The sequence below is a fragment of the Rahnella sp. ATs2 genome, from assembly GCF_051851855.1.
Lineage (GTDB): Bacteria > Pseudomonadota > Gammaproteobacteria > Enterobacterales > Enterobacteriaceae > Rahnella > Rahnella variigena.
Genome location: NZ_JBLYPL010000033.1, coordinates 1 through 19,169, shown reverse-complemented (window position 1 = coordinate 19,169; position 19,169 = coordinate 1). Strand labels below are relative to the sequence as shown.

Sequence of the window (19,169 nt, the reverse complement as noted above, 5' to 3'; positions counted from 1 at the left end):
AATGAAAGCCAGGAAACCGGGCTACTTTGCCGCCATGAAACGACGTGCTTCGCTGAAGTCCGGTCTGTTCACATGGACGCCATTGTCGTCACGCAACACATGTTGCCGCATGTCCCCTGATGATCTGATTCTTATTCATGACGGCAGAAAAATATGATAACTAAGATGATGTTAGGGCTGATTACGCCTTCTTTTACCGCAATTGAACGCGTAAAAGCACAGTCTTACTGGCGTCAGTGTCAGAGAGTGTACCGTTTTCAGCCTATTTATCGCACGACAGGAAAGCTGTTGGGGATTGAATTACTGACCGGGGTTTTCCACCCGGCGGATCCGCACAAATTCATTTCACCTGAAGAATATTTTGTTGCGATAGCCGTGGGCAAACGTCTGCAAATCGTGCAGGAGCAGCTCGACCTGTTACAGCGCTGGCAAAGTCTGTTCATCGACCATGAATTACTGGCTTCTATCAACGTCGATGGTCAGGTGCTGGAAATGCTGCAATCTGACACCGCGCTGCGCGCGCAAATCAGCGCGATGCCTTACGTACGTTTTGAACTGGTCGAAAGCGCTGAACATGCACTGAGTATTCCGTTGTCGCAAATCGAGCAATCTGACCGTTTATGGCTCGACGATTTTGGTCAGGGGATCGCAAACTTTTCTTCTTTCACCACCTGGCATTACGAATACATCAAAATCGCCCGCGATTTGTTTATTCTTTTGGGACAGAGCGAAGAAGGCTCGCGCCTTTTTTATACGCTGGTGACGCTGATGAACCGCTACAGCAAAGGCGTGATCATTGAAGGGGTCGAAACAGCCTCGGAATGGGCGATGGTGTGTAATTCGGATGCGCTCGCCGCTCAGGGCTATTATCTGGCGCGTCCTGCGACGTTCGACAATCTTGATAACCTGCCAATACATTTCAAAGGATAATGGATCACACCTTACCCGCTGAGGCGAAGTCTCAAATTGCCCGGTGCGTAGAGGTGGTGTGATTCATTGTTATTCTGTTGATTTAAATGCTTTTAAAGTTACATCTCCTGCCTCGTTTTTCTTCTTTTTCACACGCCGGTTCCGGCAAATTGCGACAAATTCAACTATGGTTAAACACTGGGATTCGTTAACTGTCTGAAAGGAACAGCTTTATGACGCGCACAGGTAAAGTGATCTCCTGGGTTGTGGGCATCATTGTGATTCTGTTGATCGCTGTCGTGATTTTCATCGCGACCTTCGACTGGAACCGCCTCAAACCTACCATTAATCAAAAGGTCAGCGCTGAACTGAACCGTACTTTTGCCATTCGCGGCAATTTAGGGGTGGACTGGTCGCGGCAGAAAGATGAGGCGGGCTGGCGTGCTTGGGTGCCGTGGCCGCACATTCATGCTGAAGATATCGTGCTCGGTAACCCTTCTGATGTGCAAACTGGCGAAAAAGACGCGCAGATGGTGAAACTCGCCCGCGTGGACGCCAGTATTGCGCCACTCGCGCTGCTGCATAAAGAAGTCCTTATTCCGCGCATCTGGCTGAAACAGCCGGATGCGTCGCTGGTACGTCTCGATAATGGCAAAAATAACTGGACGTTTAATCTTGCCAACAGCGACACCAAAGACCCGGCTCAGCCGCCTTCCGCCTGGTCATTTACCCTCAATGACATCGTGTTTGACCGCGGGCAAATCGATTATAAAGACGCGAAAATGAAAGCCGATTTCCGCGCCATTATTGATCCGCTGGGCAAACCGCTGCCGTTTACCGAAGTGGTCGGCGATAAAAAAGACGCGTCGAAATCTAAAACTCCGCCGTACGTTTTCGGCTGGAAAGTTGACGGTAAATACAACGGCGAATCGCTCTCTGGTAGCGGTAAAATCGGCGGCATGCTGGCGCTGAAAGACCCCGATGCGCTGTTCCCGTTACAGGCCGATGTACGTTCAGGCAACACGCGGGTAGCGGTGGCCGGGACCTTGCAGGATGCGATGAACCTCGGCGGTCTGGATTTACGCCTGAAATTCTCCGGCCAGACGCTGTCTGATTTGTACGGTCTGACCGGCGTGTTGTTGCCGCAAACGCCACCTTATTCCACTGACGGGCATTTATCGGCGACGTTGCATGGAAAAAACGGCGCGATTTACCGTTATCAGAACTTTAATGGTGAAATTGGCGACAGCGACATTCACGGTTCCCTGACCTATCAGGCCAGCAAACCACGGCCAAAACTGACCGGCGATGTGGTGTCTAAACAACTGCGCTTTGCCGATCTCGCGCCACTGATTGGTGCGGATTCCAACAAAGATAAGGCCAAACGTGGGGAAACTACCCGCCAGCCTGCCGATAAAGTGCTGCCGGTGGAGAAATTTGATACCAAGAGCTGGCGCGTAATGGATGCTGATGTGAAGTTCAGCGCCAAACGCATCGAGCACGGCAAATCTCTGCCGCTGAGTGATTTGAGCACACATCTGAAACTGACGGACGGTGAAATCTTGCTGGATCCGCTGCGCTTCGGCGTCGCGGGCGGGAACCTGAATTCCACTATCCGTCTGGAAGGGGATAAATCGCCAATGCAGGCACGTGCGGACATTCATGCGCGTAAGCTGAAACTGAAACAGCTGCTGCCAAGCGTGCAGTCGATGGAGCGCAGCCTGGGCGACCTGAACGGTGACGCCACGCTGACCGGTACCGGCAATTCGGTTGCGGCGCTTCTGGGCACCAGCAACGGCGACATGAAAATCCTCATCAACGACGGCGTGATCAGCCGTGGTCTGATGGAACTGGCTGGGCTAAATGTCGGTAACTACGTGGTCAGCAAACTGTTTGGCGATGATGAAGTGGCCATCAACTGTGCGGCCGCCAACGTCAACGTGAAGAGCGGGCTGGTAACGCCACGGCTGTTTGTGTTTGATACCGAGAACGCGGTCATCAACATCACCGGTAACACCAATATGGCGACCGAGCGTCTGGACTTGTCGATCAACCCTGAAAGTAAGGGCGTGCGTATCCTGACCTTACGTTCACCGTTGTACGTTCGCGGTACTTACAAAAATCCGGATGCCGGCGTGAAACCGGGTCCGCTGATTGCCCGTGGTGCCGCCGCCGTCGCGCTCGGTGCAGTGGTGGCTCCCGCCGCGGCATTACTCGCCCTGATTTCTCCAAGCGATAATGAAGAAAATCAGTGCGGCCCGATATTGCAGCAGATGAAAGAGAAGTAATCGTTAATCAAGTTGCCATATTGGCAACCTGGCGGCGGAGTGTTACGCTGTTGCCAGGTTGTCAACTTATGGAAGAATAATGCATCTGATTACAATGCGTGCCTTAGCCGAAGCCGCTGTGCGATTTCCGCAATATAAAACGGAATTGCTCAGTCTCGGAAAGGTGATTGAGAAAGGGAATTTCCCCACACCGGCAGCGCTGAGAAAGGTTTACCCATCGCTGGATAACTTTAAATATCTTGATAAACATTATGTTATCAACATCGCAAGAAACGAGGTCAGGGTGATTGCGCTGATCTTCTTTGAAAGCCAAAAGTTTTATGTCAAAGGGATTTATACCCACGCCGAATACGATCGGTTTACCGATCAGCACCGGGGGAAAAAGAAATGATTAAGGACGCCATTAAAGCGACTGAGGCGTTGGTCAGCGCCGTACCTTTGCTGGGAGAAAATCCCAACGAGCAGGACTATCAGGAAGCGCTGGAACTGGTTGAGTACTTACTGATGAATAACCCGACCAGTCCTTTACTGGATATTGTCAGCAACAGAATTACCGCCTACGAAAACACGCTGCCAGAAATCATTAATTTTCGGGCAGACATGGAAGCATTATCGGACGGCATCGCCGTTCTCATGACCTTGATGGATCAATATGGTTTGAAGCAAAGTGATTTAGCTGACGAAATCGGCAGTAAATCTCTGGTTTCCCGCATTCTGCGCGGGGAACGCAAGCTGACCGTTGAGCACATCGGAAAGCTTGCCGACCGCTTCGGGATTTCTCCCGCATTGTTTATCTAATTCGCTGAATCTGCATCACTGAGGCACCGGATCCAGTACCGCACATTTGTGGTCCTGGATCTCCTCGGTCGAGGCGTTATTGAGTTTCAGTAAGTCACGCTCACTGGCGAGGAGCAGGAAATCGCCGCCCGGCAGACTGACCATTGCCATGCCGAAATGCCCCATCTTTTTATCCGCTTCCGGCACGCCTTCGGCCAGAAGCCGGAAAGCGCCTTTTTCATTCAGTTCAGCCTGTGTCACTTTGCGCGCCAGATAGGTATGTCCGAGCAGCTTATCCGGCAGCTCTTGCCAGTTATATCCCATCTGCGCGCCATCTTTGCTCAGCGTGGTTTTCACCTGCGGCAGAAGGCAGGAAATGTGGATATGCAGCTGATTCTGCGATCGGCCATACTGCGAGTTAATCGCCAGCGAGACATTGCTGTCATCGATCGGTTTACCGTATTTATCCGCCATAAAATGCCGCGCATTCCATGCCTGACTGAAAAAGTTCGGCGTTGCTGGTTCAAGTAAAGCCGGGCTTTCCATACCGGTGATCCGCGCGGTGGGCATCAGCAGATATTGCAGCGGGCCGTTCAGATCTTTCAGCACCACAAAACCTTGTGGTTCATCGACCTGTGCGCAGGGCTCAGGTTTGCCTGTACTTTGCTGATTCGGCACGCATTTCTTACTGATGATGTTCCACAGGGCGTTGGGATTGGAGGTATGAGGCCAGAAATACCAGAAGGCCGCAGCAATAACGATAAGCAAGATCAGAACAGGCAGGATAAAACGTCGTAAGCGCATAAGGAACCTTCGCTGAAGGCACCGTGCCGGGCGCATACCGGGCACGGTGTCGGGTCAGTTACAGTGACTGATGGGCGGTTTCTTTGGACAACAGCAGCGCGATCAGTGTCAGCGTTGCCATCGAGGCCAGATACACGCCCACGTAGAACAACCCGTAATGAGTTGCCAGCCAGGTGGCGATATACGGCGCGACGGACGCACCCAGTATCGAAGACACATTATAGGAGAAGGATGCGCCGGTATAACGAACTTCTGTCGGGAAAAGTTCCGGCAGCAGTGCGCCCATCGGACCGAAGGTCAGTCCCATCACCATAAATCCGCACAGCAGGAATACCATCACCAGCGCCTGTGAACCGGCACCCAGAATGGTCGGGAAGCACAGGGCGAAGACGATCATCAGCAGCGTAATGCAAATCATGGTTTTGCGACGGCCAAACTTATCCGCCAGCTGACCGGCAACCGGCACCATCACGCCGAAGCCGATCACGCCAATCATTAGCATCAGCAGAAATTCATTGCGCGGAATGCCCAGTCCGACCGGCTTTGCCGCCGTGCCGTAACCCAGTGAATACACGGTCATGATGTAGAACAGCGTGTAAGTCGCGACCATGATGAACGTGCCGAGCAGCGTCGCTTTTTTGTATTTGGTGAACAGCGTACCGATGGGCACTTTCACCTGTTTACCGGCTTTGGCGATTTTGGCGAACACCGGCGTTTCGTGCAGGGAAACACGCACATACAGGCCGACAATCACCAGCACCGCAGACAGCAGGAACGGCACACGCCAGCCCCAGGAAATGAACTGTTCATCGGTCAGCAGCCACGACAGCAGCAGGAACATGCCGTTGGCGAAGAAGAAGCCGATCGGCGCGCCGAGCTGCGGGAAAGAACCGTACAGGGCACGTTTCTTCGCGGGCGCATTCTCGGTGGCCAGCAGCGCTGCGCCGCCCCATTCACCGCCCAGTCCCAGACCCTGACCAAAGCGCGCCAGCGCCAGCAGCAACGGTGCGAAGACGCCAATCGTCGCGTAGGTCGGCAGCAGGCCGATCACCACGGTGGACACGCCCATGGTCAGCAAAGATGCCACAAGGGTGACTTTACGCCCGACGCGGTCGCCGAAGTGACCGAACAGTGCCGAGCCAATCGGACGTGCAATAAAGGCGATAGCGAAGGTGGCGAGCGACTGAAGTGTGGCCGCTGTCGGATCACCCTGCGGGAAGAAAATGTGCGGGAATACAATTACCGCGGCAGTGGCGTAGATATAAAAGTCGAAGAATTCAATGGCCGTACCGATTAGCGATGCCACGATAACTTTGCCGCGGGAGTTCTGACTCACCAGGTTGGCGTCAGCTTCTAATTCTAGAGTGATAGTGGCTTGCATAAGTGTTTCTTATTTGTAATGAGTGGGAGGGATCTAATGTAAATAAATGTATATCGAAAAGGCATCTTATGCAGAGCAGGGCGGTATTTCAACGCAGCGGAGGCGCTGAAAAAAGGCGTTTAAAGCCGGATCGGGGGAATGTTTTATCAGGGCGAGATTTCACCATTCATAAGTTTGGCGAATGGTTAAAAGGCAGAGTAACTGACTGCAAAACCGCGAAATAAAAGTACGGCTCTCAGTCAGTTATTCTGGTTTTCAGCGCAGTGCAATGCCTTATTTGGCATTATTCACTGCTTTTTAATCTCATTATCAGAATTAATTGCTGATATATGCATTTCATCTGGCACGATGAGATTGTCCGGCGTGTATTCACTGTCGTTTTCCGTGGCGTTTTTCTCATTTTTGCCTGCATTCTGACGGTGATCCGGCATTTTCGGATCATCTTTGTATTTTGCAGTCGCTATCCACGCCGCCACAAATAACGTCAGACGGGCGAAGAAATAGAAGAAAGCCATCAGCCCGATCACCGAACCGAACGCCGCGCCAGAAGGCGACGTCGCCAGTTTCGGCAGCGTCATGGTCATCACGAATTTGATCACCTCAAAGCCCACCGCCGCCAGCAACGTCCCGCGCAGCAGCGCTTTTTTACGTGGCTTATGGCGCGGCAGCATCCAGAAAATCCACAGGAACAGCAGATAGTTGGCGGCAATAGAAATCACCAGCGTGATGCTGGTCATCACCGGACGCAGCCAGTCAATGCCGCCAAGACCCAGCGCATCGACGATGGTTTTTTGCGCGGCACCGGCAATCGACGTCAGCGACAGCGTGATAATCAGCGCCAGCACCAGCCCGGTCAGTGAAATAAAGTCGCGGATGTAGCGGCGGTAAATCTTTTCCTGATCCTGCGGATTACGTTCCCAGACATCGCGCGATTGTGCGCGGATCGCCTCGCGCAAATTCCCCATCCAGCTGATACCGGAATAGAGCGCAATCAGCAAACCGGATAACCCCACGGCGGTACGCTGCTGGATGGCGGTATTCACCGTGCTTTTCAGCGTGTTCGCCAGATTCGGGTCGCTGATGCTGTTGACGATTTTATTGATCAGTTCCGCCAGCAAATCGGGATTTGAGGCCAGCACAAAACCGACGGCGGCGAAGGACACCATCAGGATCGGGATCAGCGACAGAAACGAAAAATAGGTAATAGCCGCGCCAAACTGGCTGCCAAGACGGTCATTAAAGCGCTCGGTAGCGCGCAGCAGGTGGGCGACCCAGCCCCATGACTGAACGTGTTCTACCAGTCGAGAAAATCTGCCGATGTTTTTATCCACCGTAGAATTACCGGTTTTGATATTAATCAGCGGCTCGGGTTTTTCCTGTGTATCAGGTTCTTGTTTAGAAATGATGGGCATTGATCCATGTTGTCCTTAAAAGTGCATCCGGCTTTAAGTATAGACGCCTGAGCCGCCGGGACTAAGTCGCGGCGGTTTAAGCGGTCAGGCAATGAACGTTTGAGTAATGTCGGTCAGCCAGTCCATAAACACTTTCACGCGGCGGGAAAGGTTCAGGCGGTGCGGATAAACCAGCGTCACCGGCATTGGCGGGGCACGGAACTGCGGCAAAATACTCACCAGCTGACCGCTTGCCAGCGCGTCACGCACGCCCAGCAACGGCGCCTGAATAATGCCTAATCCGGCCAGACAGGCAGAGACGTAAGTTTCAGTGCTGTTGACCGTCACTGCGCCGCCGCTTTTAACGGTTTTCACCTGCTTACCGTCGAGATATTCAAAGGCGGACGTATGGCTGCCGAGAATTTGTTCGTAATGTACCATCGCGTGCTGCGCCAGCTGGTCAGGATGATCCGGCGTACCGTAGCGGCGCAGGTAGCCGGGGCTGGCGCAGTTCACCACGCTGAGCTGACCGAGCGGGCGGGCAATCAGGCCGGAATCCTTCAGCGTGCCGGTGCGGATCACGCAATCGAACCCTTCTCGCACCACGTCCACGCGATGATCGGTACAGCTCAGCTCAATTTCCAGCGCAGGATAACGGTTGAGGAATTCTGCCAGGCGCGGCAGCACCAGATTGGTCGCCATGCCGGTGGTCATATCAACCCGTAAACGCCCGCTGACGCTGGCCGGATTCGACTGAAACATCGACTCCAGTTCCTCCATGTTGGCCAGCAGCTCTTTACAGCGCTGATAAAACACCTGCCCGTCCTGCGTCAGCTGCACGCGGCGCGTGGAACGGTGCAGCAGGCGTGCCGACATCCGCGTTTCAAGTTGCTGGACGAGGCGCGAGACACTGCCTTTTGGCAAACCGAGACTTTCTGCTGCACGGGTAAAATTACTCAGCTCCGCCACGCGAACGAAGACCTGCATTGATTGAATTTTATCCACATTTTGCCCGATTGTTGTTGGTATTGAGACAGTGAAACTCATTATGAACCATTTATCGCACTCAGGTAATCCAATAGGCTATGTTTCAACCGATGTATCAGTGACAAAAATCCAAAGAGGCCCAAAATGAACCGTAAAATCGCTATTGTGACCGGCGGAAGCCGTGGATTAGGCAAGAATGCCATTGAAAAGCTGGCAAAAAACAACGTTGATATCATTCTGACTTACCACAGCCAGGCGGATGCGGCGCAGGCGGTGGTGCAATCAGTTGAAGCACAGGGCGGAAAAGCGGTGGCGTTAAAGCTGGATACCGGCGCGTCCGGCAGCTTTGACACTTTTGTGGCGCAGGTAAAAACTCAGCTGCAACAGGTCTGGCAGCGCGACACTTTTGATTTTCTGGTGAACAATGCCGGTGTGGGTTTGCATGAGTCTTTTGCTGATACCACTGAAGAACAGTTTGACCTGATGATGAACGTCCACCTGAAAGGGCCATTTTTCCTGACGCAGAAACTGCTGCCGCTGATGGCAGACGGTGGCCGCATTCTGAATGTTTCCAGCGGACTGGCGCGTTTCGCACTGCCGGGCTCTTCGGCTTACGCCATCATGAAAGGTGCGATTGAAGTGCTGACCCGCTATCAGGCTAAAGAACTGGGTGCCCGTGGCATTACCGCGAACGTGCTGGCACCTGGCGCGATCGAAACGGATTTCAGCGGCGGTATGGTGCGCGATAATCCGGAAGTGAACAAAATTGTCTCCGGCAATACCGCACTGGGACGCGCCGGTTTGCCGGATGATATTGGCGGGATGGTGGCGATGATGCTGAGCGATGAAGCTGGCTGGATGACCGCCCAGCGCGTCGAGGCTTCAGGCGGTATGTTTATCTAAACCTTAATCGTGCTGGAAACGTTTTGCTTTCATATGTTGCTGTTTTTCCAGTTCGAAAATTGCCCGTTGCAGGTCGCGTTCCTGCGCGGGCGATAAATTCGGAAACTTAAAACTCAGCCGCTGTTTGCTGACAGTTTCACCTTTATTGCTCACCGATTTACGCGCCATCGCGCCGATGTACTGCAAATCCACTTTGAATTTCCCAAGCTCAGCCAGTTCGATCAGGGAATCTTTCAGCACTGCGCCTGAACTGATTTCCGGCGGCGTCATGCCGTCAATCTCCAGCCCCAGCCCGCCAAGAGAAATATCCCTCACGCGATAGGCAAAGTCTGAGGTATCCGGCAGTTTTCCGCTGCAACGGTAATCCGGCAGCCACGGCACATTCACGCGGAAATACTCACGACGCTGAATGGAATACAACACGGGCGGGATATCACAGGTGAAAGTGGGTAAACCTTCGTATGCCACCTGACGAACTTTACTGCACGAAAATTCGACCTTTGCGCCTGCCGGTTCTGCCACAAAATTCAGCGTATCGGCGTCCATTGCCAGACTATTTTCATAATCTGAGCTGCCGAGATCGAATAAAAACTGGTGGTGGTCAGCGTCGACGTCCAGAATTTTGCTGATAAATTGCCCGCGGGAATGGCTGACCATAACCAGCGTCTGGTTCTTCTTTAAGTCACGCAAAACGGACAAGATTGCCAGCGTGTTCCGCTTCGCAAACGACTCTTTAGATACTTCGCTCACCTGCCGCACCTCATAAGAAATAAATGCAAAATTATGGCGCAGCCGTTGACGTGTAAGGCGCCCAATACGGATTATCGGCCACTCAGAACAAAACTTTATCGCGTAATAACGTGGTTTTTGACCGGCCCAAAGGGAAATTGTGCGCCGCAGGGCGCTGTTTGCGCGTCCCTGAGTTATATATAGGCTATCTTTGGGCGTTCTGACGTATCTTTTCTCCTGCGTTTTTTATCATTTAAAACATATCGGACGAGAATTATTTTCTCTCATACCGAATAGAAACCGGTCCTCAGGTGTTTACCTTTATATCGAACACTGACGGGCACTGTTTCTATGCAACGATTAACCTCAACTTCAACGCCATCTCCGGTTCTTCGCAGCCGCTATGACGGGCTGACTATTTTACTGCACTGGCTGACGGCGCTGGCCGTCATCTTCCTGTTTGCCAGCGCGCATATCTGGGAAGTCCTCGAGCGCGGCACGCCGCTGCGAAAAGGGCTGCAATCGGTGCATATCTCGGTCGGGATATTGCTGGCGGCGATTATCACCGGGCGTCTTTTGTGGCGCCTGTTTACCGTCAGCACCGGTCGCAGCAAACAGCAACCGGTCGCCATGCCGACGCTGATGAAAGCCGCCGCGCACCTGACGCATCTGGCGCTCTATTTATTGCTGGTCGCGCAAATCATTTTGGGATTTTTATTCCGCTGGTCGCAGGCTGAGCCGTTCTATTTCTTCGGTTTATTCCCCATTCCTGACGTATTCAATTTCGACAGCGTGATGACGAAAACTTTTGGCTCGCTGCACAACAACGTTGCCTGGGCGCTGATCATCATTGCTGGCGTGCATGCGCTGGCGGCACTGTTCCACCATTACGTTCTCCGCGACGGCATTCTGCGCCGCATGTTACCGGGCAGCGCAGGCCGCCCGTAAGTCATCCGTTACTCCCTTACAGGACATCATTATGAAGACAAAAACGGTAATACAGGCGCTGTCGGTTGCTTGTCTGGCTGGCAATCTGCTGTTTTTCAGCGCGGCAGCGAATGCGATGGGCGACGATTCCGACGCGAAGAAAACGCCGGACTGCCCGAAAGGACAAATCTATGACAGCAAAACTAAAAGCTGCATGGTGGATAAAGGCAGCATGATTTCCGATCAGGATAAAACGCAGTACGCCTATCATCTGGCGAAAACCGGGCGTTATCAGGAAGCGCTGACCGTGCTGAATACGCTCAAAGATCAGAACACCAAAGAAGCCTGGAATTATCGCGGCTACGCCACCCGTAAACTGGGTCGCACCGACGAAGGCATCAGCTATTATCAGAAGTCGATTGCCATTGACGCGAATTACGCCAAAGTCCGGGAATATCTCGGCGAGGCTTATATGATTAAAGGGCGTCCTGATCTCGCTAAAGCCCAGCTGGCGACCATCAAAGGCTTATGCGGTACCGGCTGCGAAGAATACCGCGACCTGAGCGCCGCCATCGACGGCCACCCGGAATCCTGATCACGGAGAAACGATAAATCTCACCGGCAGACTTACGTTCTGAACTGAGCCAGTGCCTGTCACGTTTGTGGCGCTACGCGATGGTGTTATCGCGCAAGCACGACGTGGCAGACGATCTGGTGCAATCCACCTGCGTGCGGGCGCTGGAACGCTGCGCGCAGGTCGCCGACAGCACCGGCGTGGATCGCTGGCTCTTTTCTATTCTGCACTCTATATGGGTTAACGAACTCAGGGCGCAGCACGTTCGTCAGGGGCAGGGATTTGCGGATGTGGATGAAACGGAGGCGCCCGCCGACACGCTGTCTTTTGAAGAACGTCACTGGCATACGCAGGTGATGCAGCGGGTGAACCGGCTGCCGGAAGCCCAGCGCAACGCGGTGTTTCTGGTGTACGTCGAAGGTTTTACCTATCAGGAGGCGGCAATGACACTGAGTGTGCCCGCCGGCACCATCATGAGCCGTCTGGCGGCCGCACGGCTGACGCTGGCAAAAGATGCCGGTGCCGCCACACAACCGCAGCAGGGAGAGAAAAAATGACCCGTGAAGTCCCGTCTGCGCCTTATTCCGATGAAACCCTGGTCGCTTATCTCGATAACCAGTTAAGCGAACCGCAGCGCGCAAAATTTGAAGCACAACTGGCGCAGGATAACGTGCTGGCGCAGCGGCTGGCACAGATGTCGCGCAGCAATTTACCCTTCCACGACGCGTTCGGTGCGATGTTACAGCAAGCGCCGGTCGGCAAATTACAGGCCGCGCTGGATGCCATTCCCGATGTTCCGGCTGCCGGTTCGCGCCGCTTTAGTCGTCGCGCACTGCTCGCCGCGTCGGTAAGCTTTCTGGCCGTCGGGCTGCTGGCAGGGCGTTATTCGACGCTTTTTGAATCGGAGGATAACTGGCGCGTGCGCGTGGCGGATTACATGTCGCTGTACACCGCGCAGACGCTGGCGGATGTGTATGATTCTGCGGGGCAACAAAAAATCCAGCTGGCGCGGGTGCAAAATACCTTAGGTATCGCGCTGAGCCCGGCGGCGCTGGCAGTGCAGGGGGCAGATCTGAAAGATGCCCGCATGTTGCATTATGACGACTATGACATCGCGCAAATCACCTATCTGGATGTGCGCTACGGCCCGATGGCGCTGTGTATTACGCGCAGCGAACACCGTGACACGACGGCGCAGCAGAGTGAAATCCGTCGCGGAATGAACGTGGTTTACTGGCGCAACGCCGGTTACAATTTCATGCTGATTGGCCACAGTCCGGCACCGGCTCTGGCTGCGCATGCAGCGGCTTTGCAGGCGAATCTGGCCTGAGTAATTTCGTCACGTCACTAACTTATGTAATTATTTAAAGTATTAAACTATTTTTAATGCACGTAACGTCAATGTTAAATTGTTTACGAAATCTCGATAATATGAGTATTCGGTAACATTTGTGTGGTTGATTTGTCGTTCTTCGCCGCGGTTTTCGTTACTCCCCATTATTGTCCTTTCATACTCTGTGGAAATAATCGCTTATTTCCCACCGCACCGGGTTGTTGATTTCGTTTATCCAGGGGAAATCTGGATAGCTTTCACCTGCAAAACTAAAACTAAACATTCAGAGAAACAGACGTCATGAGAAAGATACTCGCCATGATCCTCTGCCTTAACGTGGTTGCTTTCAGCCAGTCAGCGTTGGCAGAAGATGAAAAACCCGTTGATGTGTTACTGATCGGCGGCGGCATTATGAGCGCGACGCTGGGGACATACCTTCAGGAATTAGAACCAGACTGGTCAATCGACATGGTTGAGCGTCTCGACGGCGTGGCGCTGGAAAGCTCCAACGGCTGGAACAACGCCGGTACCGGCCACTCTGCGCTGGCGGAAATGAACTACACGCCGGAAAAAGCCGACGGCAGTATCGATATCTCCAAAGCGGTCGAAATCAACGAATCCTTCCAGATTTCCCGTCAGTTCTGGACCTATCAGGTTGAGAACGGCGTACTGCACAATCCGCGTTCCTTCATCAACAGCACGCCGCACATGAGTTTTGTGTGGGGTGACGACAACATCAATTTCCTGCGTAAACGTTTTGCGGCGCTGCAGCAAAGCACGCTGTTCCGCGGCATGGAATATTCAGAAGACCCGGCGCAAATCAAACAGTGGATCCCGCTGGTGATGGAAGGGCGCGACCCGGCGCAGAAAGTGGCCGCGACCCGTATTCCGATCGGTACCGACGTGAACTTCGGTGAAATCACCCGTCAGCTGGTGGCCTCATTGCAGAAGAAACCTAACTTCTCGCTGAGCCTCGGTCATGAAGTGCGCGACATCAAACGTAACCCGGATAACACCTGGAACGTGACCGTTGCCGACCTGAAAAACGGCGACAAAGAAAGCGTCATCAAAGCGAAATTCGTGTTTATCGGCGCAGGCGGCGCGTCCCTGACGTTGCTGCAAAAATCCGGCATTCCGGAAGCAGATAACTACGGCGGCTTCCCGGTCGGCGGCGAATTCCTGGTGACCGAGAACCCGGACGTGGTGAAACGCCATCTGGCAAAAGTGTACGGTAAAGCGTCTGTCGGCTCACCGCCGATGTCCGTACCGCACCTCGACACCCGTATTCTGGATGGCAAACAGGTTCTGCTGTTCGGGCCGTTCGCGACCTTCTCCAGCAAATTCCTGAAAAATGGTTCCCTGTGGGATCTGTTCGGCAGCGTGAATTTCTCCAATATCATGCCGATGACCCACGTAGGTATCGACAACTTCGATCTGGTGAAATATCTGGTCAGCCAGGTGATGTTGTCCGACGACGATCGTTTCGATGCGTTACGTGAATACTTCCCGGATGCGAAGAAAGAAGACTGGCGTCTGTGGGAAGCGGGCCAGCGTGTGCAGATCATCAAAAAAGATGAGAAAGAAGGCGGCGTTCTGCGTCTCGGCACCGAAGTGGTCAGCTCTAAAGATGGCAGCATTACCGCGCTGCTGGGCGCTTCTCCGGGCGCATCCACTGCGGCACCGATCATGCTGCACCTGATGGAAAAAGTGTTTAAAGACAAAGTCGCGACGCCAGAATGGCAGGCCAAACTGAAGGACATCATCCCTTCTTACGGCACTGAACTGAACGGCAACGTGGCCGCGACCGAGAAAGAATTGGGCGACACCAGCCGCGTTCTGATGCTCGACAACCCGCAGCCAAAAGCGGCGGAACCGGCACCGGCAGCGGACAATTCTTCAGCCCCTAAAAAGGGTGAAGAGCAGAAGCAGGTTGCAGACGTCGCGTTGTAATCTGATTCCGTAAAAAGTGATCGTAAAGGCGCGGGCAACTGCGCCTTTTTTCTTCATATCCCTTCATATATCTCTTTGTGAATACGTAAATTCCATTAAACTGTGCCCACAATTTCACCATGTGAATACAGTTTCCTCACACTCCGAAAAGCAGGATGCTTTTCACATGCCAACCAGGGACCGGAATGGATACACTTTCCCGCTACTCGCTTGATATCTGGAACAGCCCTTACAGTCTGGACGTGCTGAACTTTCGCGGCGAGGAACAGCTCAGCGAGGCTTTTTCCTACACCGTTGACGTCACCAGCCCCGAACCGGATATCGACGCCGCGCAGATGCTGCGCCAGTTCGCCAGCTTCACTATGGGCACGCCTTTCCAGCCGGAACGCGTCGTGTACGGCGTTATCCGTGACTTTCAGCGCCTGTCCACCTCCGCCGATGAAACCCTGTACCGCCTCGAGCTGGTGCCGCGCCTGCGGCTGCTGGAAAACAGCACCAACAGCTTTATTTTTCAGAACCAGTCGGTGCCCGAGGTGGCGGAGTTTATCCTGCGCAAACACGGGCTCGAGGGGCAGGATTTTGAGTTTCGCCTCAGCCAGACCTACCCCGACCGCGAACTCATCACCCAGTGGGGCGAAACCGACCTGCAGTTTATAAAACGCATTCTGGCCGAGGTCGGTATCTGGTTCCGCTTTGAGGCGGACACCCGCCTGGCGTGTGAAAAGGTGCTGTTCGGCGACGGGCCGGAGCAGTACCAGTTTGGCATGACCCTGCCGTACTGCGAGCCGTCGGGGATGAGCGACGGCCACGCCGAAAGCGTCTGGGGGCTGAAAATCCACTGGAACGCCGTGACCGGCAAAATCTTTAAACGCGATTACAACTACCGCGAGGCGACCACGCCGCTGGACGCCAGCGCGCAGGTGCGCAGCGCCGCGCCGGTGACCGGCGAAAGCTACCTTTATGCCCGACCCTACCGCGAGGCCGGTGAGGACGTGGACGCCGCCGCCGAAACCGGCGCGTTTTATGCCCGCATCCGCCATGAACGTAAACTCAATCATCAGTGCCGCATCTTTGCCCGCACCACCGGCAGCGGGCTGGCGCCGGGTCAGGTGCTGGAGCCGCAGGCCTACCCGTTCAGCGACCTGCCGGACGGCATCCTCATTACCCGCATCGTCGCCAAAGGCTCGCGCACCGACCACTTCCGCCTCAATATCTGGGGCATGGCCTACCGCGAAACGATTTGCTTTCGCCCCGAACCACCGGCGCGGCCCGTGCTCAGCGGCACGATACCGGCGCGGGTGGAAAGCCCGAACAAAGGCGACACCTACGCGTGGCTGGATAATCAGGGGCGTTACCGCGTACGGATTGACGGCGACCGCGCCACGGCCGATGCCGGTTATGCGTACCTGTGGGTGCGCCTCGCCAAACCCTACGGCGGCGACGGCTACGGCTGGCATATGCCGCTGACCGACGGCACCGAAGTGGCGATTGCCTTTGACGGCGGCGACCCCGACCGGCCGTATATCGCCGCCGCGCTGCACGACTCCGAACATCCCGACCATGTGACCGAAAGGAACCACACCCGCAACGTCCTGCGCACTCCGTCAAATAACAAGCTGCGGATGGAGGACCGGCGCAGTGAGGAGCACATCAAGCTCGCCACCGAATACGGCAAAACCCAGCTGAATAGCGGGCATATCGTCGATGCGCAAAACGCGCCGCGCGGGCAAGGTTTTGAGCTGCGCACAGATGAACACGGCGTCCTGCGTGGTGGTAAGGGCGTCTTTCTGAGCGCGGACGCCCAGCCGCAGGGTCAGGGTCAGGTGCTGGATAACAGCGCGGCGATGGCTGAAATCGACTACCTGCAGCGTCAGGTAAAGGCCCTCAGCCAGGCCGCCGCCGAGGCCAGCGCGCTGGAGGCCGACATCGCGGCGCAAATCGCCATGTTCAGCGAACGTCTGAAGCCGATAAATCAGGTGGTGCTGGCCAGCGCCCCGGAAGGCATGGCGCTGACCAGCGGCGAACATATGCAGCTGGCCGCTGCCAAAAACATGATTCTGAACGCCGGTAAAAACGCGGATATCGGGGTGATTAAGAACCTGACCGTCAACACCGGTGAGGAAATGGGCATTTTTGCGCTGAAGGGCGAAATGAGCCTGAAGGCCAGCGAAGGCAGGGTCGACGTTCAGGCGCAGAACAACCGGCTGGCGCTTGCGGCGGGCAAAAAAGTGAGCCTCACGGCGGTGGACGGCGACATCGTGTTCAGCGCGAAAAAGCGCATCACGCTGATTGGTGGCGGCAGCTACCTCATCCTGCAGGACGGCAAAATTGAGTACGGCACGGCCGGTGAGTATTTCAGGAAAACGCCGCACACGGTGCTGACGGTGGCGAATCCTGTACGGCTGAAAATGCCCATGCTGCCGGGACAGTATCCTGAGCTTAAAAACAAGATTTGTATCGAATGCTTACTTAACGCCATCAAAGCCAACGATGCCATCGTACAGGGAGCGTAAATGATCGAGTCAACAGCATTAGCAGAGTTCGCAGCTGAAACAGAGAACGGTTATTTTTATTTATTGTTAGAAGGTGGAGCGCAGGAAACCCAAGCATTTGAGGCCTTTTACACGCTCAATGCTTCGGAAATGTATTCTTTATACCTCCATCCGCAACTCGCCGAGTTTAAAAATTACGGGCCGTGGTTGCTGGCGGTGAAAAATAACAATGAACTCACACAAAAGATAAAGGACACACCCGGCGTTGTGGGTGTGATTGCGACAAAATCCTGCCTTTCAGGGGCGCTTGCGGCGCAACTTTCTTATGCCTGCACAGTGATTGGCCCGGATGACACCACTGCACTGATTCGCTTTTATACACGACAGGTGATCAGTCTGCTCGCGCAATGCGGTGAACAGGAATGGCACACCTTTCTGTTCAGGAATATCACCCGGTGGTGGGCACCTTTAGAAGGGAGCTGGCAGCCTGTTCCTCTGCTGGCATCTACTGCAGAAAATCCACGGGATCATGCCGTCAGGCTAAATGAAGAAATCTGGCAACAGATTATGGATGAACCCGAAGTCGGTGCGATTTTAACCCAGTGGCAGAAAATGCCTGCCAGTCAGCATTTCCCTCCCTGTTCGCAGCGCGACATGGTGATTAAAGCACTGCAAAAAGCACGGCTGGCCGGAATGCCCGCAGGCGTCGACAGCAAACTGTATGCACTTTATTACCTTAATGGCGGTAAGAAAATACTGGAATCCGAAGGAATGCTGACGATGTTGCAAAAAGTGAGCGAGGGGGAAGCATCGTTGGTGAAAATTTTAACTGAATACTCTGTAGATTAAATAAGGAAATTACATGCAAGGACGGGCTGATTATTCTCTAATCCAGAATGCAAATGGGGAAAAGTTTATTTGCACGTTCACTTCCTCCCCGGAGATAAAGTTTTATTAGGGTGGAGTGACAATGCCTGGTCACATTATGAAAAACATCCCGGCAAGGATAATAAATTACCAGCGGCAGGTATTTGATTCCGTCAGTCAAAATAAATAACGTGAGAAATAAAATGGATTTTTTTAAAAGGCTGGAAAAAATAGACGGAGCCGTTAATCGCGGCTATGCGCGCTGGGGTAAATGGCTGGGCGCGGGATTATTATTGTTCATACTGGGATGGGGAGGCTGGGTAGTCTGGGCATCCATCTGGGGACCACCGACCGGACCGGTAACATTAATTATTCACAGCGAAATAGATCGGCCTATACGGGGATTTAGTGTGAATGGTGTAGCGGGTGCTAATTCTTCAGCACATGATAAAGAAAATCCTTACGCTTCAGGTTCTGGTAAATCCACATGTTGCGGAAGTATCAGTGGTAAAACGGCGGAAGTTGTCTGGACTGTTGATTACACCCTTGCGCAATATCAAGCAGGAATACGTACTGAAATCCATAAAGTAAGGATTCCTCTCCCTGAACGAAAATGGGAAGAAAATTACCTGCATGTTTATTTTCTGCCCGGAGATAAAGTGCGCTTGTGGTGGGGGACAGGGTTTATTAGTCCGAAGGTTGAAGATCTGCCAGATACAGTAAACCGTAAATAAAACTCATAGCGAGAAATAAAATGGATTTTTTTAAAAGGCTGGAAAAAATAGACGGGGCCGTTAATCGCGGCTATGCGCGCTGGGGTAAATGGCTGGGCGCGGGATTATTATTGTTCATACTGG

Annotated in this window: 18 protein-coding genes and 2 pseudogenes; 15 read left to right on the top strand and 5 right to left on the bottom strand. The window is 53.7% G+C overall.

What is annotated here, in order from left to right; genetic code table 11:
- Positions 1 to 153: 153 nt before the first annotated feature.
- The 4 genes from pdeH (at position 154) to ACJY2G_RS23905 (ending at position 3,995) form a co-directional block, all read left to right on the top strand.
- On the top strand, positions 154 to 930 hold the full coding sequence (gene pdeH / locus ACJY2G_RS23920) for a cyclic-guanylate-specific phosphodiesterase (protein ID WP_113876905.1): 777 nt from the start codon (positions 154 to 156) through the stop codon (positions 928 to 930).
- 212 nt (positions 931 to 1,142) lie between these two features.
- Positions 1,143 to 3,197, top strand: coding sequence for an AsmA family protein (locus tag ACJY2G_RS23915; protein WP_120163518.1), 2,055 nt, complete (start codon positions 1,143 to 1,145; stop codon positions 3,195 to 3,197).
- Between the two features lie 79 nt (positions 3,198 to 3,276).
- Positions 3,277 to 3,588 (top strand): type II toxin-antitoxin system HigB family toxin, encoded by a 312-nt coding sequence (locus ACJY2G_RS23910; protein ID WP_113876907.1) that lies wholly within the window; start codon positions 3,277 to 3,279, stop codon positions 3,586 to 3,588.
- Positions 3,585 to 3,995, top strand: a complete 411-nt coding sequence (locus ACJY2G_RS23905; RefSeq protein WP_430320921.1) for a helix-turn-helix domain-containing protein — start codon at positions 3,585 to 3,587, stop codon at positions 3,993 to 3,995. Before ACJY2G_RS23910 ends, ACJY2G_RS23905 begins: the two co-directional genes overlap by 4 nt.
- Before the next feature lie 15 nt (positions 3,996 to 4,010).
- On the opposite strand, the gene ACJY2G_RS23900 is transcribed toward ACJY2G_RS23905, so the two are convergent.
- From ACJY2G_RS23900 to ACJY2G_RS23885, 4 genes are all read right to left on the bottom strand, one after another.
- Positions 4,011 to 4,778 (bottom strand): CDP-diacylglycerol diphosphatase, encoded by a 768-nt coding sequence (locus ACJY2G_RS23900; RefSeq protein WP_112288018.1) that lies wholly within the window; start codon positions 4,776 to 4,778, stop codon positions 4,011 to 4,013.
- A 58-nt stretch (positions 4,779 to 4,836) separates the two neighbouring features.
- Positions 4,837 to 6,159, bottom strand: a complete 1,323-nt coding sequence (locus ACJY2G_RS23895; protein ID WP_430320922.1) for an MFS transporter — start codon at positions 6,157 to 6,159, stop codon at positions 4,837 to 4,839.
- A 287-nt stretch (positions 6,160 to 6,446) separates the two neighbouring features.
- Entirely contained in the window at positions 6,447 to 7,571 is a 1,125-nt protein-coding gene (gene yhjD, locus ACJY2G_RS23890) for an inner membrane protein YhjD (protein WP_112288020.1), read from the bottom strand.
- An 84-nt stretch (positions 7,572 to 7,655) separates the two neighbouring features.
- The gene (locus ACJY2G_RS23885; protein WP_192878637.1) at positions 7,656 to 8,555 is read right to left on the bottom strand and encodes a LysR family transcriptional regulator; all 900 of its coding nucleotides are present in this window, start codon (positions 8,553 to 8,555) and stop codon (positions 7,656 to 7,658) included.
- Between the two features lie 126 nt (positions 8,556 to 8,681).
- Here ACJY2G_RS23885 and ACJY2G_RS23880 point away from each other — a divergent pair, with 126 nt between their 5' ends.
- Entirely contained in the window at positions 8,682 to 9,440 is a 759-nt protein-coding gene (locus ACJY2G_RS23880; RefSeq protein ID WP_430320923.1) for an SDR family NAD(P)-dependent oxidoreductase, read from the top strand.
- Positions 9,441 to 9,443: 3 nt separating this feature from the next.
- On the opposite strand, the gene ACJY2G_RS23875 is transcribed toward ACJY2G_RS23880, so the two are convergent.
- A complete protein-coding gene (locus ACJY2G_RS23875; protein ID WP_430320924.1) occupies positions 9,444 to 10,190 on the bottom strand; it encodes a flagellar brake protein in 747 nt (248 codons plus the stop codon).
- A gap of 330 nt (positions 10,191 to 10,520) precedes the next feature.
- Here ACJY2G_RS23875 and ACJY2G_RS23870 point away from each other — a divergent pair, with 330 nt between their 5' ends.
- The 10 genes and pseudogenes from ACJY2G_RS23870 to ACJY2G_RS23825 form a co-directional block, all read left to right on the top strand.
- Complete coding sequence (locus ACJY2G_RS23870; RefSeq protein ID WP_120163514.1) at positions 10,521 to 11,117, top strand: cytochrome b; 597 nt, start codon at positions 10,521 to 10,523, stop codon at positions 11,115 to 11,117.
- 31 nt (positions 11,118 to 11,148) lie between these two features.
- Entirely contained in the window at positions 11,149 to 11,691 is a 543-nt protein-coding gene (locus ACJY2G_RS23865) for a tetratricopeptide repeat protein (protein WP_120163513.1), read from the top strand.
- 80 nt (positions 11,692 to 11,771) lie between these two features.
- Positions 11,772 to 12,227, top strand: coding sequence for a sigma-70 family RNA polymerase sigma factor (locus ACJY2G_RS23860; RefSeq protein ID WP_430320925.1), 456 nt, complete (start codon positions 11,772 to 11,774; stop codon positions 12,225 to 12,227).
- Entirely contained in the window at positions 12,224 to 13,000 is a 777-nt protein-coding gene (locus ACJY2G_RS23855; RefSeq protein WP_430320926.1) for an anti-sigma factor family protein, read from the top strand. The genes ACJY2G_RS23860 and ACJY2G_RS23855 overlap by 4 nt, the downstream gene beginning before the upstream one ends.
- Positions 13,001 to 13,303: 303 nt before the next feature.
- Positions 13,304 to 14,953, top strand: a complete 1,650-nt coding sequence (locus tag ACJY2G_RS23850; RefSeq protein ID WP_120163510.1) for a malate:quinone oxidoreductase — start codon at positions 13,304 to 13,306, stop codon at positions 14,951 to 14,953.
- Positions 14,954 to 15,138: 185 nt separating this feature from the next.
- Positions 15,139 to 17,466 carry a type VI secretion system Vgr family protein gene (locus ACJY2G_RS23845; protein WP_430320927.1) on the top strand — a complete coding sequence of 776 codons (2,328 nt, stop codon included), beginning with the start codon at positions 15,139 to 15,141 and terminating at the stop codon, positions 17,464 to 17,466.
- Positions 17,467 to 18,294 carry a DUF4123 domain-containing protein gene (locus ACJY2G_RS23840; protein ID WP_439292280.1) on the top strand — a complete coding sequence of 276 codons (828 nt, stop codon included), beginning with the start codon at positions 17,467 to 17,469 and terminating at the stop codon, positions 18,292 to 18,294.
- A 42-nt stretch (positions 18,295 to 18,336) separates the two neighbouring features.
- A pseudogene (locus ACJY2G_RS23835) lies at positions 18,337 to 18,480 on the top strand (DUF3304 domain-containing protein); the annotation flags it as partial.
- 35 nt (positions 18,481 to 18,515) lie between these two features.
- Positions 18,516 to 19,046 carry a DUF3304 domain-containing protein gene (locus tag ACJY2G_RS23830; RefSeq protein WP_430324185.1) on the top strand — a complete coding sequence of 177 codons (531 nt, stop codon included), beginning with the start codon at positions 18,516 to 18,518 and terminating at the stop codon, positions 19,044 to 19,046.
- A gap of 20 nt (positions 19,047 to 19,066) precedes the next feature.
- A pseudogene (locus ACJY2G_RS23825) lies at positions 19,067 to 19,169 on the top strand (DUF3304 domain-containing protein); the annotation flags it as partial.